Source organism: Arthrobacter sp. TJ-217, from assembly GCF_058269255.1.
This window is the reverse complement of record NZ_JBZCNJ010000002.1, coordinates 263,566-278,431: the sequence shown is the minus strand read 5'-3', so window position 1 is coordinate 278,431 and position 14,866 is coordinate 263,566. Positions and strand designations below refer to the sequence as shown.

Annotated in this window: 11 protein-coding genes; 7 read left to right on the top strand and 4 right to left on the bottom strand. The window is 62.9% G+C overall.

The window, feature by feature from the left end; all coding sequences use genetic code 11:
• The first annotated feature begins 172 nt into the window (after window positions 1-172).
• A complete protein-coding gene (locus tag AC4D2R_RS04390) occupies window positions 173-1,300 on the top strand; it encodes an MvaI/BcnI family restriction endonuclease (protein ID WP_490938365.1) in 1,128 nt (375 codons plus the stop codon).
• Here AC4D2R_RS04390 and AC4D2R_RS04385 read toward each other — a convergent pair.
• Window positions 1,270-2,682: a DNA cytosine methyltransferase gene (locus AC4D2R_RS04385; protein WP_490938363.1), complete on the bottom strand. Its 1,413-nt coding sequence runs from the start codon at window positions 2,680-2,682 to the stop codon at window positions 1,270-1,272. The two genes, AC4D2R_RS04390 and AC4D2R_RS04385, sit on opposite strands and share 31 nt — an antisense overlap.
• Before the next feature lie 142 nt (window positions 2,683-2,824).
• Here AC4D2R_RS04385 and AC4D2R_RS04380 point away from each other — a divergent pair, with 142 nt between their 5' ends.
• Together AC4D2R_RS04380 and AC4D2R_RS04375 are read left to right on the top strand one after the other, a co-directional pair.
• Window positions 2,825-3,274, top strand: coding sequence for a very short patch repair endonuclease (locus tag AC4D2R_RS04380; RefSeq protein ID WP_490937873.1), 450 nt, complete (start codon window positions 2,825-2,827; stop codon window positions 3,272-3,274).
• Window positions 3,275-4,149: 875 nt separating this feature from the next.
• The gene (locus AC4D2R_RS04375) at window positions 4,150-4,959 is read left to right on the top strand and encodes an IclR family transcriptional regulator (protein ID WP_490937871.1); all 810 of its coding nucleotides are present in this window, start codon (window positions 4,150-4,152) and stop codon (window positions 4,957-4,959) included.
• A gap of 3 nt (window positions 4,960-4,962) precedes the next feature.
• On the opposite strand, the gene AC4D2R_RS04370 is transcribed toward AC4D2R_RS04375, so the two are convergent.
• Together AC4D2R_RS04370 and AC4D2R_RS04365 are read right to left on the bottom strand one after the other, a co-directional pair.
• Complete coding sequence (locus tag AC4D2R_RS04370) at window positions 4,963-6,099, bottom strand: aromatic ring-hydroxylating oxygenase subunit alpha (protein WP_490937869.1); 1,137 nt, start codon at window positions 6,097-6,099, stop codon at window positions 4,963-4,965.
• A 37-nt stretch (window positions 6,100-6,136) separates the two neighbouring features.
• Window positions 6,137-7,324: an NAD(P)/FAD-dependent oxidoreductase gene (locus tag AC4D2R_RS04365; protein ID WP_490937867.1), complete on the bottom strand. Its 1,188-nt coding sequence runs from the start codon at window positions 7,322-7,324 to the stop codon at window positions 6,137-6,139.
• Window positions 7,325-7,544: 220 nt separating this feature from the next.
• Between AC4D2R_RS04365 and AC4D2R_RS04360 the strand changes: the two genes are divergently transcribed.
• From AC4D2R_RS04360 to AC4D2R_RS04345, 4 genes are read left to right on the top strand one after another with little or no spacing between them, the layout of a single operon-like run.
• Window positions 7,545-7,895 carry a bifunctional 3-phenylpropionate/cinnamic acid dioxygenase ferredoxin subunit gene (locus tag AC4D2R_RS04360; RefSeq protein WP_490901898.1) on the top strand — a complete coding sequence of 117 codons (351 nt, stop codon included), beginning with the start codon at window positions 7,545-7,547 and terminating at the stop codon, window positions 7,893-7,895.
• A gap of 31 nt (window positions 7,896-7,926) precedes the next feature.
• Window positions 7,927-9,831, top strand: coding sequence for a BCCT family transporter (locus tag AC4D2R_RS04355; protein ID WP_490937865.1), 1,905 nt, complete (start codon window positions 7,927-7,929; stop codon window positions 9,829-9,831).
• Window positions 9,831-10,739, top strand: coding sequence for a formyltetrahydrofolate deformylase (gene purU / locus AC4D2R_RS04350; RefSeq protein ID WP_490937863.1), 909 nt, complete (start codon window positions 9,831-9,833; stop codon window positions 10,737-10,739). Before AC4D2R_RS04355 ends, purU begins: the two co-directional genes overlap by 1 nt.
• A 19-nt stretch (window positions 10,740-10,758) precedes the next feature.
• Window positions 10,759-13,245, top strand: a complete 2,487-nt coding sequence (locus AC4D2R_RS04345) for a GcvT family protein (RefSeq protein ID WP_490937861.1) — start codon at window positions 10,759-10,761, stop codon at window positions 13,243-13,245.
• A gap of 207 nt (window positions 13,246-13,452) precedes the next feature.
• Here AC4D2R_RS04345 and AC4D2R_RS04340 read toward each other — a convergent pair whose 3' ends face one another.
• Complete coding sequence (locus AC4D2R_RS04340; protein ID WP_490937859.1) at window positions 13,453-14,859, bottom strand: LLM class flavin-dependent oxidoreductase; 1,407 nt, start codon at window positions 14,857-14,859, stop codon at window positions 13,453-13,455.
• Window positions 14,860-14,866 lie beyond the last annotated feature (7 nt).

The window sequence follows — 14,866 nt, the reverse complement described above, 5'->3', positions numbered from 1 at the left end:
ACTAGCTGTTGCTAGGCAAACCAGTCCAGCGCAAAACCGAGTCGTAACTTGGAATTGAAGTTCAGCTGGCCGTACATGAGATAGTATTCCGCCTAGAATTCCATTTGTCAAAATCAGTTTCGGGGGCTCGGTGCGACGACTAACATCTCTTGAAGAGGCGAATGTGAAAACGATGAAACGACTCGGCATCCGTTTTGGTCTACTCGCCCAGACGGCTACGACGATCAGCAAGTTGACCACCGACGCCACACGCGACTTCCGGAAGTTCCTCGAGGAGTGCGATATCCATGACTTCGCCCGTCAAGGACGCGGACCCACCGCCAAGGTCACTAAGGAACTTACGCTGTATGCCGGCCTCGACGGCACGCTGACCGAGATCGCTTTTTATCGTCCATCCTCCGGACGCGGCGACCCGCGGCTACGGGTGAGTGGGGTTACCAAAATTTGCAGCCCAGACGATATATTGATTGTCGCTACGACTAACGGCAATCTATGGGCTGCACGCCTGGGAGATCCTGACCTGGGCGAGGCCCTTCGGTTGGCGGGCTCAAGCAGTAGGGATTCCTCGGCCCAAGACGTCGCCGCCGAGCTGGCGTCGAAGTTGGAGGCTTTCAACGCGGAGGGCTACATCCCGTGCCTTAAACCGGGCGCTGGCGCCGTAGGGAACCTTTTGGAGTCGCTGCTGGGCATCCCGACGAACTCGGCCAAAAATCCAGATTATCGCGGCATCGAATTAAAAAGCCACCGGGAATCTCAGACGAGGCGCCACACAATTCTTGCTAAAGCACCCGACTGGAAGAGCAGCCCGGTGACGTCAACGGCGTTATTGCTCGACATTTTCGGCTATTTTAGAACCGACAAGCTCGAGCTCAACTGTGAAGTCGGAAGCGAGCCAAACACTTTTGGCCTGCACTTGGCAGTGAGTGATTGTGGGCAGTACATGGAGGAGCGATCAAGCCATCCTCTATATCCCATCGTCCTTCGCTGGAGAATCGAAAAACTTGCAAGCGCTATCTCTGAAAAACATGCGGAAACTTTCTGGGTCGCTGCACGCACCAAGCAGGTTGGATCGATTGAATACGCCCAGTTTACGGAGATAGTTCACACGCGTGAGCCGAGAACGACGGTGCTGGCTGACCTCGTCCGTTCGGGAGACATTACCGTAGACCATTTGTGCTCCCAGAAATATCCTGAGGCCGCAAAGGAGAAGGGCCCCTTAATAAAGGTTTCGTCCGATGCATTTGGAGACCTGTTTCCTATCGTCGCCTCTCACCGACTCGGTTCGGGGCTTGAATCTTGAAAGCCCCGCCACCTTAGGAACAAGTCCTGCAGGCGCAATCCCACAGCGTATGCGAGCCAGGGAGAGACCGCGTTCCCTACCTGCGAGTACTGAGGCACCTCCAGCCGACGGCGCAGTGCACCTGTCGTTTCTTTGCCGACGAACTCGAATGCATCCGGAAAACCTTGGAAACGCGCCAGTTCGCGCACACTTAGAACGCGCGGTTCGGAGGGATGGACGTAATCATCCGGAAGGGTGACGACTGTACGAGCTGGACGGTCCCATTCCAAGACGCGCTGGGAATGTTTTCTAGTCGCGAGTCTACCCATCAATGCCGCCAGTTCGTCGTAGTCTGCCGCAAGAACTGAGCCAGAGACTTGCCGCAAGGGAAATGCGCTAGCGGGAACGCTCTGCTTCAGAGCGCGTAGAACTTCGCCAGCGTCTAGATCCGCTATCTGACGGAATAGCCGTGAGTCAATACCGTTACGCTGGAATGCCTGGTAAACCTGAAATCGCTCCGTCGTGGATGGCCGATGATTTCTTGCAACATGATTGCTGGGGACACTGGGGGCTTCATATTTTAACCCCCATGAAACGGAGTCCTGCATTTCTCGTAGATAGCTACCTTCAGGGGCGTTAGCAATTTTTCGATTCCTGCTCGACAAATCTTCGATAGCATCCCGCACCGTCCGAGCGGAATCGCTGCTCACAGTGGGCATCGGGGCCAAATCGGGTACGTCGCCATTGCCCTGACCTACGAAATGCGATTTCCAAATCGTTTCAGTCGCTTGAATTTTCACCATGCGGGCAAAGTCGTTGGAGACTGCAATAAGCATCAGCCTGGGGCGATGTTGGGGCGCCCCATAATGCATCGCGTTCACTTGAACTTTCTGGACCGTATAGCCGGGTTTCGTTTCCGCCAGTGCTCGACTCAGGTCTTCGAACGCAGTCACCTCAGCATTGGGAAATCGGTGGTTCATGCCCACGACATTCTCAATAACTACGGCGGACGGACGCACCCGTTCAACGAATTCGAGGAACTGCCAAGGGAGTTTGTTGCGAACGTCATCGACGTTTCGCCTGCCGGCCAGAGAGAAGCCCTGACAAGGGGGCCCTCCCGCCACGATATCGACGCCCTTACTCTCGACATCGCGCATCAGCTCATCGTCCTTGAGAACTGACTCTAGATCTCTGACGACCAGACCCTGCGCGGCTTGAGTCCGAAGGGTGGACGTCTGGTACTCGTCCCACTGCTGGTCGCTAGCCGTGCGACCTATAAAGTTGTGATGGTACGTACGAGCTGCCATGGCTGACTTCTCCACAGCCAGCAATAGCTCAGCACCTGCTCTCTCAAGACCAAGAGAGAGCCCGCCACATCCCGAGAACAGATCTACATATCGCATCACAAGATCCATTCTGCCGCACAAGTCAGCTGGTTCAGTCGCTCCTACAGTGTGAACGGTGTCCGGTACGCCCGGCCCGATGGGAGAGATGACTGCACCGTGCGGCCACGTCATGAAAGAACGCCACGAAAGGAGAGGGCGTGTGGACTCGATCACGCCGAAGCAGCGAAGCTACCTGATGTCACAGATCCGAGGTAAGAACACCAAGCCTGAACTACTCGTCCGACGAATTGTCCATGCGCACGGCTACCGGTTCAGACTTCACGGGTCGCACAAAGGCGGTCAGTTACCGGGCAGGCCAGACCTCGTTTTTTCTTCACGACGCAAGGTGATTTTCGTGAACGGTTGCTTCTGGCACGCCCATGCCTGTCCGGTCGGCGCCCGTGAGCCGCGTACAAACGTGGCTTTCTGGCATGACAAGAGAAGAGCAACCCAAACCCGGGATCGGCGCCAGCTCAACCAGCTCATTCAGCTGGGCTGGATTCCGCTCGTTTTGTGGGAGTGCGAGATGAAAGAATTGGACCAACTTACTGCGCGAGTGACTAGCTTCCTCGGGGATCAGCACCCTCGGCAACTTCAATTTGACGAATGAAGTCCACGCTGGGCTGTAGGTAAGCCTTTCCCCAACGGGGACAACCATCACCCGTATAGTCTCGGTACCACCCGTGGCTTCGACCTCGTCATCGGCGGCCCTCGGTTGGCCTATTCTTTGCACATCAGCATCTGCCCACTTGTTAGATTCTGACCAGCTGGGAGCACTCCGGGGAACTTTCGGATCCAGACTGACCAGTGTAAACAAGTTCCTCATTCCCGCCCACTATGTTTCACGTCTCGTCCAAGAAGTATGTGGCTAGCGGTCGGTCCCGTCGATTGGCAGCAGCAGTTCCTTTACCTATGGAGCCGTAGCCAGTAGCCCCTGCCCCTCCGAATACTGGAACACCTGGTTGAGGTTCTTTTGACTCCGTGCGAAGGTAGTCAATGCCTAAGGTCGGCTCGAATGCGGACTCATCGGGTGCCGGCGGGCCATCAATCTGTTGCTCCAACGGTCTCTTCTCGGCAATGTTCTTCTGCGTCGCCTCCCGGTTGTTCACGCCCTCCTCGGCGCGATCAGTCCGGCGCGTTCGAGCAGTCCCAGCCTGTCGTCCTTGTTCGCTGGATCCGAAGGCGCGACTGTTCCGCCGTCGCGAATTCCGTGACGCTCACGTACTTGTCCGACCAGATCCCGAACCTCCACCGGAGCTCCGGAGCAATCGCCATCTCCCTGAAGTTCGGATTGGCCTCAAGAACAGGTCCCAGCCACCGCTTTTGTTGGTAAATCCTGGCCGCCTTGAGGTGGGCGATACTGGCCAGACGCCGCCGGAGGCCTGAGTCTAGCCTCGACTGCCGTAGGACAAATGCGAGTCGAATACAGTCACGCACGCCTCGCCCCCAAACCGGCCACCACCCATTAGGTGAGAGCATGGGTTTATGGCTTCCGAAATTTCCCCCGACCCGGATCTCGACATCGAGATCGCCCAGTCCGGCGGCGTCCAGTCAGTTGACCGGGCCATGGCCATCCTTGAGATCCTGGCCCGCGACGGAAACGCCGGAGTCAGCGAAATCGCCGAAGAGATGCACATCCACAAGTCCACAGCATCGCGCCTGCTCGGCTCCCTCGTCGCACGCGAAATGGTCCAGCAGAACAGCGAACGCGGCAAATACCAGCTCGGGTTCGGCATCCTGCGCCTCGCCAGCTCCATCCCAGGCCGGCTCAGCCTCGTTCGGGAAGCCCGGCCGGTCCTCGAAGCACTGGCCGGCGAATTCAAGGAAACCGTCAACCTCGCGGTGCTCCGCTCAAACTTCGCAGTCAACGTGGACCAGGCGATGGGACCGTCAACGCTGGCAACCTACGACTGGATCGGCAGCCTCACTCCCCTGCACGCCACGTCGAGCGGCAAGGTGCTGCTCGCCTCACTGACGGCCGACGAGCGCGACCGGATCCTCAAGGAAACCGGCCTCCCCGCACGCACCCCGCTGACCATTACCAGCCGCAAGGAGCTTGAGACCCAGCTCCTCGACGTCGCCCACAACGGCTACGCCACGGTCGTCGAGGAATTCGAGATTGGGCTCTGCGCCATAGCCGTAGGTGTGCGGAACCATCTCGGCGTCGTCATCGGAGCCGTAAGCATCTCCGGTCCGGCCTTCCGCTTCGACCCCAACAACAAGCCCGGCCTGGTCGAATCACTCGCACAGGCCGGGCAGTTGATCAGTTCAAAGATGGGTTACACAGGACGCTAACTGTTACCGGGTCGGCACAATGTCGCCGACCTTGCTTTCGACCCAGTCGTGGAATTCACGGATGTGGTGTTCGCTGGGCACCAGCACCCCGCCCTTGGCGTAGACCTTCGAGTTCATCGCCGGCTGGCAGCGTTCACAGGCGTCGAAGTCCTGCTGGTTCACCCGATGGAACAGCTCCACCGAGGCGGTGAGGTCCTTCCCGGACTCAACGACGCTCGGCAGGTACAGCCAGTCACACTCAACAATTGTGTGATCGGCCGCCATCGGGAACATGCGATGGATGATCACGTGGTCCGGCACCAGATTCACGAACACCGTGGGCTTGATCGTGATTGCGTAGTACCGGCGGTCCTGGTCCTCCTCGATCCCCGGAATCCGGTCCAGGCCCTCTGAGCCGTCAACGGTGAACCCCTTGACATCCCCGCCGAACTCCGCCCCGTGGCCCACAAAGAACTGCGCCGCGAGCCCGTCGGCGAACTCCGGAAGCACCTCGGTCAGCTCCGGGTGGATCGTGGCGCAGTGGTAGCACTCCATGAAGTTCTCAATGATGAGTTTCCAGTTGGCCTTCACGTCGTAGCGAATGCGCCGGCCCAGGCTCAGGTGCTCCACGTCGTAGCCCTCGATGGCCCGCAGGTCACCGAGGCGCTCCTCGATCGCGCCCATCACCTCCTCCTCGAACGACGGCGGCTCGGCGGCAAGGCACACCCACACATACCCGAGGTACTCCCGCACGTGCACCTTCACCAGACCGTACTCGTCCCGGTCGATGTCGGGCATCTTCGTCAGGTTAGGGGCCGCAATGAGCTTGCCCTCGAAGTCGTAGGTCCACGCGTGGTACGGGCACTGGAACGACCGCGCCGCCTGCCCCGATTCCTCCATGCACAGCTTGACTCCACGGTGACGGCAGATGTTGTAGAAGGCGCGGATCCCGCCCTTGCGGGTCCGGGAGATCAGCACGCTCTCCCGTCCGATCTGCACCGTCTTGTACGCGCCGGGCTTATCAAGGTCAGCCGAACGCACGGCACAGAACCACATTTGCTCGAAGATCCGTTCCTGCTCGGCCCGGAACACTCCCTCGTCGACGTAGGTGTACCCCGGCAACGTCGGGAGCAGACTCGGTGTATTTACCTCAACAGACACAATTACTCCTCCCAGGAACAGGACTAGAAAGCAAAAATCAGGAAGACAGCACGGCCTCGGCCAGGACGTGGGTGGTGCTTAGGGAACGCCGCCACTTGGTGAACAGGCGTGGCTGGTTCATTCCGAGGACCGCCACCGGGCGGTCGCCGCAGTAGTAGACGGCGAGGAAGCTGTGGACGGAAGGATCTCCCGCCTCGATCACCAGCCGGTCGGAGCCGGTACGGTCTCCCGCGAACTGCAGTTTGACTCCGTGCTGGTCGGACCAGAAGTAGCCGGGCCGCAGCGGCAGCTGGAGGGTGTCCTCATTCAACAGGGCGGCGACGGCGAGCGCCGGCCGCTCAAGCGCGCCGGTCCAGTGCTCCATCCGGCGGTGGTTTCCGCAGGAGTTGTCGAACCAGGCGGCGCAGTCCCCCACCGCTACGATGCCCGGGACATTGGTGCGGCCCATGCCGTCGCAGACGACGCCGTTCTGCACCAGGACGCCCGAATCTTTAAGCCACTCGGTGTTCGGCTCAGCACCGATACCAACGACGACGACGTCGGCCGGAACATACCGCCCGTCCGCGAGCCGCATCCCGGTGACGTTGCCTTCGCTGCAGTAGTAATCCTCAACTGTCGCACCCGACAGGAGGTTCACGCCGTTCGCCCGGTGGAGCGCCGCGACATGCGCGCCCATCTCCTCGCCCAGCTGAGCGGCGAAGGGCACGGGCTTGGTGTCGATGATCGTGACCTCCATCCCGAGGCAGGCCCCTGTCGCTGCGACTTCGGCGCCAACGAACCCGCCGCCGATGATGGTCAACCTGCTGCCGGCCACAAGCTCCGGGGCGAGGCTTTGAGCATCGGCCATCGTCCGCAGTGTGAAGACGTTGTGAAGCCCGGCGAGGCAGGGAAGCGTCCGCGCCCGGGCTCCGGTCGCGATGACCACCGCGTCGGCCTCGATGGATCGCCCACCCTTGAGGTGGACGGTGCGCGTTGCGGCGTCAAGGGAGACGGCCGGCGCTCCGAGCACCCATTCGGCCTGCAGTTCGTTGAGGTCCGTCTCGAGGCCGAGCTCCTCGGCCGGGATTCTCCCGAGCAGGAAATCCTTTGAGAGCGGGGGCCGATCATAGGGCCGGTGGAGTTCGTCCCCCACAATGATTAGCTGCCCGTTGAAACCCTGGGCGCGTGCTGCCCGTGCTGCCGAAAGCCCTGCGAGGGAAGCTCCGACGATTACCAGAGTCTGCAAACCAGCTCCTTGCCATGTTGTGCGTAATGCGCAACGTACTTCGTCATACGGAACACTCTGCGGGAAGCGCAGAGACCGTGTCAAGAGGGGAAATTGCTCCGTCGCAGCCCTTGACATATCTCTGTGATATACCTCACGCTGTTGCTTATCGCGGTCTTCGTTGATTCATATGGAACAACCGCCGACCGGGCCCGCTCCTCACCATAGAGAGGCCACCTTCATGCATAAGGCATGCCCCCTCACCGAACTAGCGCGGGGCGATGCCCTGCGTCTCGATACCTCGCCACCCATCGCCGTTTTCCATACTGAGGACGGCGAGCTTTTCGCGATCGACGACACCTGCACCCATCAGGATGCATCCCTCGCCGATGGGTGGGTTGAGGACTGCGAGGTCGAATGCCCACTACACGCATCAAAGTTTGACCTGCGGACGGGCAGGGTCGATGCCCCGCCGGCCAAGCTTCCCGTGCGCGTCCATGAAGTAACAGTGGTCGACGGCGACATCATGGTCGCCGAGTCAAGCGATGCCCCCAACCTCCCGCCCGGACTGAGCATCAACGGCCAGACCTGAACCGCCCGAGCATCCATCCAAAGGAAGAGCCATGGCAACCAGCAACGAAATCCCTGTCGCAAGAGGCACGGAGAATGGCCTTCGGGGTGGATCCTTGCACCCTGCCGGCTATGAACCCCTCCCGCCCAGTGAAGACAATGAGCGGATTCTCGACGAACTGCAGCAGGACGTCGGGCGTTCAGAATCCGCGGCGGCCCGCCCCCCGCGCCCGCTGGGGCTCGACAAGGTAATCTTCGGAATCACCGGTGTACTGGCCCTTGCCTTTGTGCTGTGGGGCTTCCTCGGCACCGAAAGCATGTCGACCACCTCCCAGACGGCGCTGAACTGGGTCATGCAGAACACGGGCTGGCTCTTCATCGCCCTGGCATCCCTCTTTGTTGTGTACGTGCTCTGGCTCGCCCTAGGCCGCTTCGGGGACATTCCCCTTGGCAAGGACGGCGAAAAGCCTGAGTTCCGCACAATCTCCTGGATCGCCATGATGTTCGCTGCAGGCATGGGCATCGGCCTGATGTTCTACGGGGTGGCCGAGCCGCTCTATCATTACGTTTCGCCGCCACCCGGGACGGTCGACGGACAGACGCCGGCCGCCATCCAGACGGCCATGGCCACCTCGATCTTCCACTGGACGCTCCACCCCTGGGCGATGTACGCCGTCGTGGGCATCGCCATCGCCTACGGCACCTTCCGCCTCGGCCGCCGTCAGCTGATCTCCGCCGCCTTCACCTCGCTGTTTGGCCGCCGCACGGTTGAAGGCCCGGCAGGCAAGTTCATCGACATCCTCGCGATCTTCGCGACGCTCTTCGGCACCGCCGCATCGCTGGGCCTTGGTTCGCTCCAGATTGGAAGCGGCCTCGCCTCCAACGGCTGGGTCGGCGAGCTGGGCACCCCGGTGCTCGTGGCGATCATCGCGATACTTACCGTCTGCTTTGTTGCCTCTGCCGTCTCCGGCATCCGCCGCGGCATCCAATGGCTCGCCAACATCAACATGGTGCTGGCCGTCCTCCTCGCCCTGATCGTTTTCGTCGCCGGCCCCACCCTGTTCATCCTGAATTTGATCCCCGCAGCCATCGGGGACTACGCCCGTGACTTTGCCGAAATGGCTTCACGCACCGAGGCCGTCGGTGACGAAGCGCTGCGGGAGTGGATGTCCGGCTGGACCATCTTCTACTGGGCCTGGTGGGTCTCATGGACGCCCTTCGTGGGCATGTTCATCGCCCGGATCAGCCGCGGCCGCACCATCCGCCAGTTCGTCACCGGCGTGCTCCTCGTACCGAGCATGGTCAGCGTCATCTGGTTCGGCATCTTCGGCGGAGCCGCCTTCGGCGTCCAGCAGGCAGCCGATGCAACCGATGACCCGAACGACGGGCTCGTCACAATTGTCGACGGCGCACCCTCGATCGACTTCGACGGCGCCCTGTTCGACCTCCTGAGGAACCTGCCCCTCTCCAGCGGAATCGCCGCCGCAACAGCAATCCTTGCCATGGTGCTTGTGGCAATCTTCTTCGTCACCGGCGCCGATTCGGCCTCCCTGGTGATGTCGTCACTCAGCTCCAACGGCACCGAACACCCGACCCGCGGACTCGTGATCTTCTGGGGCGTGCTCACCGGGGCGGTCGCGGCAGTGATGCTGATGGCAGGAGGCGACGAGCCGGCGGAGGCCCTTTCCGGGCTCCAACGGATCACGATCATCGCCGCCCTTCCGTTTGTCCTGGTGATGCTGCTGCTCTGCTTCGCCCTGACGCGCGACCTCCGCAGGGATCCGCTCTCCCTGCGGAGGCGCCTCGCCAACTCCGTCGTCGAACGTGCCGTCCGCTCCGGTGTCAGCCAGCACCGCGGCGCGCAGTTCGACCTCGTCACCAAGCATCAATGCGATGAACGCTGTGCCACCGGCGAGCGGCGCTGTCCTGTCGCCGCCGAAACCTCAAAGGAGAATTAGTGACAACTGCTCTTGGAAGCCGCCCCTCCGGTGGCTCCGTGACAGACCCCCATACCCGGACCGCCCAATTCGTGCTGACCCTCGCCTGCCCGGAGCGCCCCGGCATCGTCCGGGCGATAACCTGCTTCCTTGCCGACCGGGAGTTCGACATCGTTGAACACCAGCAGTTCGATGACCACGTCAGCGGGAACCTCTACCTGCGCACGGCCTTTACCGGGGAATCTCCCGAGGTCACCGCCGAGGGCCTCGCCGAGGAGTTTGCGGCGATCGCAGCCGACTTCGGAATGGACTTCACCATCCACGACGGCCGCCCGCAGCGGGTGCTGGTGATGGTCTCCCGGTTCGGCCACTGCCTCAATGACCTGATCTCCCGGTGGAAGGCAGGCAGCCTCGGCGGGGAGCTCGCCGTCGTCGTCTCGAACCATGAGGACCTGCGTTCCATGGCGGAGGCCGCCGGCCTGCCTTTCATCCACGTTCCCGTCACCGCCGACACAAAGCCGGCGGCCGAGCGCAGGCTGCTGGAACTGGTCGAGGAATACGACGCGGACCTTGTGGTCCTGGCGCGCTACATGCAGGTGCTCTCCGACGAGCTGTGCACCGCACTGCGCGGCCGTGCCATAAACATCCACCACTCCTTCCTTCCCGGCTTCAAGGGCGCCAAGCCCTACCACCAGGCGTACGACCGGGGCGTGAAACTTGTGGGCGCCACCGCCCACTACGTGACCCCGGATCTCGACGAAGGGCCGATCATCGAGCAGGAAGTGTTCCGGGTTGACCACACCCAGGACGCCAACGCCCTAGTGACAGTGGGCCGTGACGCCGAATCGCAGGCGCTCGCCCGTGCAGTGCGATGGCACTGCCAGCACCGGGTCCTGCTGAGCAACACCCGCACCGTCGTATTCCGCTGACGCCACCAGGAGAACAAGAATGAACGCATCACCCCGCGTAGTCATCATCGGCGCCGGAATCGTTGGAGCGAACCTCGCCGACGAACTCGCGACCCGAGGCTGGACCAACATCACCGTCCTTGAGCAGGGGCCGCTGCACCTTGCCGGCGGATCCACGTCGCATGCGCCAGGCCTCGTCTTCCAGACCAACCCGTCCAAGACCATGACGGACTTCGCCAGCTATACAGTGGACAAGCTCCTCTCCCTGCGCGCCGACGGCACCTCCTGCTTCAACCAGGTCGGCGGGCTTGAGCTCGCCACAACCGAGGCGAGGCTTGGCGAGCTGAAGCGCAGGCTGGGATTCGCCACCTCCTGGGGCATCGAGGGCCGGCTGATCGACCCGGACGAGTGCGAGAAGCACTACCCGCTGCTGAAGTCGAACGCCGTGCTCGGCGGGCTGTATATCCCCACCGACGGCCTCGCCTCCGCCGCCCGTGCCGTCCAGCTGCTCATCAGCCGCGCCTCAGAGGCAGGAGTGAAGTTCATCGGCTCCACTCCCGTCACCGGCGTTACCCAGGCCAACGGCAGGGTCACTGGCGTCGAGACCCCCGACGGCGTCGTCCCCGCGGACATCGTGGTCACATGCGCGGGGTTCTGGGGCCGGGAGGTCGGAAAGATGGTCGGCATGAAGGTGCCGCTGCTGCCGCTTGCCCACCAGTACGTCAAGACGACGGCGCTGCCCGGGCACGGTGCACAGAACGAGCCCGGAGGCGCCCGGCTGCCGATCCTGCGTTACCAGGACAAGGACCTCTACTACCGCGAACACGGCGACCGGATCGGGATCGGCAGCTACGCGCACCGCCCCATGCCGGTTGACCTCGATACCCTCCCCCGCGTCGGCGCCGACGAGATGTCCGAGCACCGCATGCCGTCCCGCCTCGACTTCACCGAAGCCGATTTCCTTCCCTCGTGGAAAGACAGTCAGGATCTGCTCCCCGCGCTGCAGGGGGCGCAGATTGCGGAGGGCTTCAACGGGATCTTCTCCTTCACCCCCGACGGCGGTCCGCTCCTTGGCGAATCGGCTGAGGTCGACGGGTTCTATGTTGCCGAGGCCGTCTGGGTGACCCACTCGGCCGGCGTGGCCAAGGCCATGGCGGAACTGCTCGTCGAGGGGCAGTCCCGCACCGACCTTCACGGGTGCGAGGTGACCCGCTTCGAGAAGGTGCAAACGAGCGACGCCTACGTCAGCGAAACCTCGCAGCAGAACTTCGTGGAGATCTACGACGTGCTGCATCCGCTTCAGCCCCGGGAGTCCCCGCGTGACCTTCGCGTCAGCCCGTTCATCTCCCGCCAGAAGGAACTTGGAGCGTTTTTCCTTGAGTCGGCGGCCTGGGAACGCCCGCACTGGTTCGAAGCCAACCGCCCACTGCTCGCTGAGCTCCCAGAGGAATGGCAGGCGCCGCCGCGGAGTGAATGGGCTGGGATGTTCCACTCCGAGATTTCGGCGGCCGAAGCCTGGCGGACCCGCACCGCCGTCGGCCTTTACGACATGACGCCGTTGAAGCGCCTCGAAGTGAGCGGGCCCGGGGCGCTGTCGCTGCTCCAGCGGCTCAGCACGGGAAACATCGCGAAGAAGCCCGGGGCGGTGACCTACACCCTCCTGCTCAACGACGACGGCGGCATCCGCAGCGACGTCACGGTGGCGCGGCTGGGCGAGGAGACTTTCCAGTTGGGCGTCAACAGCAACGTTGACCTCGAGTACCTGCGCCGCGAGGCCCGGGAGCAGGCCGCGGGCGATCCCGGGCAGTGGGCGCACATCGCCGACATCACCGGCTCCACCTGCTGCATCGGACTGTGGGGGCCGCTGGCACGGACCGTCATGGCCAAGGTCAGCGATGACGACCTCAGCAACGAGGCGTTGCGCTACTTCCGCGCCAAAGAGATCAGCATCGGCGGAATCCCTGTCACCGCAATGCGCCTCTCGTACGTCGGTGAGCTCGGCTGGGAGCTCTACGCAACGGCGGAACACGGGCTTCGGCTCTGGGACCTGTTGTTTGAGGCGGGCCAGGAGCACGGCATCATCGCCGCCGGTCGCGGGGCCTTCAACGCCATGCGTCTTGAAAAGGGCTACCGGTTGTGGGGTGCCGACATGACCTCGGAGCACCACCCCTTCGAAGCCGGGCTCGGTTTCGCGGTCAACAAGGACAAGGAAGGCTTCAAGGGCTCCGACGCCCTGGCCTCCCGCCGGGAGAAGGCTGCGGCCCGGGCGCTGCGCTGCCTCACGGTTGACGACGGTGTTTCGGTGGTGATGGGCAAGGAGCCCGTGTTCGTGAACGGTGAAGCCGCCGGGTACGTCACAAGCGCCGCCTACGGGTTCTCGATCGGCAGGCCGATCGCCTACGCCTGGTTGCCCGCCGCGGTTGCCGAGGGCGACTCCGTTGAGATCGAATACTTCGGCGAGCGGGTCCGTGCCACCGTCGCGGCCGAGCCACTGTTCGACCCAGGGATGGAGCGCCTGCGCGGCTGAGCATCTCCGCCACAGCAAAGGCTCCACAACAAAGGCCCCGCTTCCGGAAGGAGGCGGGGCCTTTGCCGTGCCGATTGAACCGGCCAATCACGCACGGCGCGGCCAACCTCGAAGCTGGGCCGGTCCAGCCCTCACCGAATCCGCACCGTGTCGGTAGGTTTTGGTCGGTTTACTAATTCAGGGGCCCGCTAGTTTCTCCCCGGGAAGTCAGCGGGCAGCGGGCTGGAGGCGGTAGCTGCTGCCGTGGTGCTCGGCGGGCAGCCGGTCGCCGCGGCCGAAGAGCTTGTGGCGCAGCGTCCCCTCGACGTACTCGGTGGGATAGGCGCCGCGTTTCTGCAGTTCGGGTACCACGTACTTCACCACGTCCTCGAACGAGCCCGGCGTGATCGCGTAGGCGAGGTTGAACCCGTCGACGTCGGTCTCCTCCACCCACGCCTGGAGCTCCTCGGCGACCTGCGCGCCGGAGCCGACGACGCGCGGGCCCAGCCCGCCGATGCCCGCCCACTCGGCGATGTCGCGTACCGTCCACGGCTTGCCGTCGTCCTCCACCTTGGAGAAGTTGGCGACGGCCGACTGGATGGCGTTCGACTTCACGTTCCCGAGCGGTTCGTCCGGTCCGTAGACGGAGAGGTCCACGCCGAACCAGCCGGAGACCAGCACCAGGGCTCCCTCGTAGCTGACGTACTGCTGGTACTCGGCGTGCTTGGCTTGCGCCTTCTCCTCCGTCTCGTCCGTGATGACGGTGAGCAGCGTGTAGACGCGCACGGAGTAGCGGTCGCGCCCTGCGGCTTCGACGGCGTCGCGGATCTTCGTGACGGTGTCCTTGAGGATCTCCTTGGTCGGCGAGCCAACAAAGACGGCCTCGGCGTTGCCTGCGGCAAAGGCGATGCCCCGCGGTGAAGCCCCGGCCTGGTAGATCACGGGGGTGCGCTGCGGGGAGGGTTCGCTGAGGTGGATTCCCGGCGTCGTGAAGTACTTGCCCTCGTGGCCGATCCCGTGGACCTTCGCGGGGTCGGTGAAGACGCCGGTCTCGGTGTCTCTTACGACGGCGTCGTCCTCCCAGGAGCCTTCGAGCAGCTTGTAGAGCACCTCGAGGTACTCGTCGGCGTGGTTGTAGCGCTCGTCGTGCTCGAGCTGGTCGGTCTGCCCGAGGTTCCGCGCCGCCGACGGCAGGTACCCGGTGACAACGTTCCAGCCGAACCGCCCGTTGGTCAGGTGGTCGAGCGTGGAGAGGCGGCGGGCGAACGGGTACGGGTGCTCGTAGGCGGTGCCTGCGGTGACGCCGAACCCGAGATGTTCGGTCACCAGGGCCATGGCGGAGACCAGGAGGAACGGGTCGTTCACCGGAGTCTGGGTGCCCTGGCGGAGAGTGGCCTCGTCGGAGCCGCCGTAGACGTCGTAGGTGCCGAGGACGTCGGCGATGAAGATGCCGTCGAACAGTCCCTTTTCGAGCGTCTTCGCGAGGTCTGCCCAGTAGCGGAGGTCCTTGTACCGCCAGGACTGGTCCTCGGGGTGGCGCCACAGACCGGGAGACTGGTGGCCGACGCAGTTCATGTCGAAAGCGTTGAAGCGGATCTGACGGGGCGAGTTGGAGGAATGTGGGGATAAGGACATGGCAAAA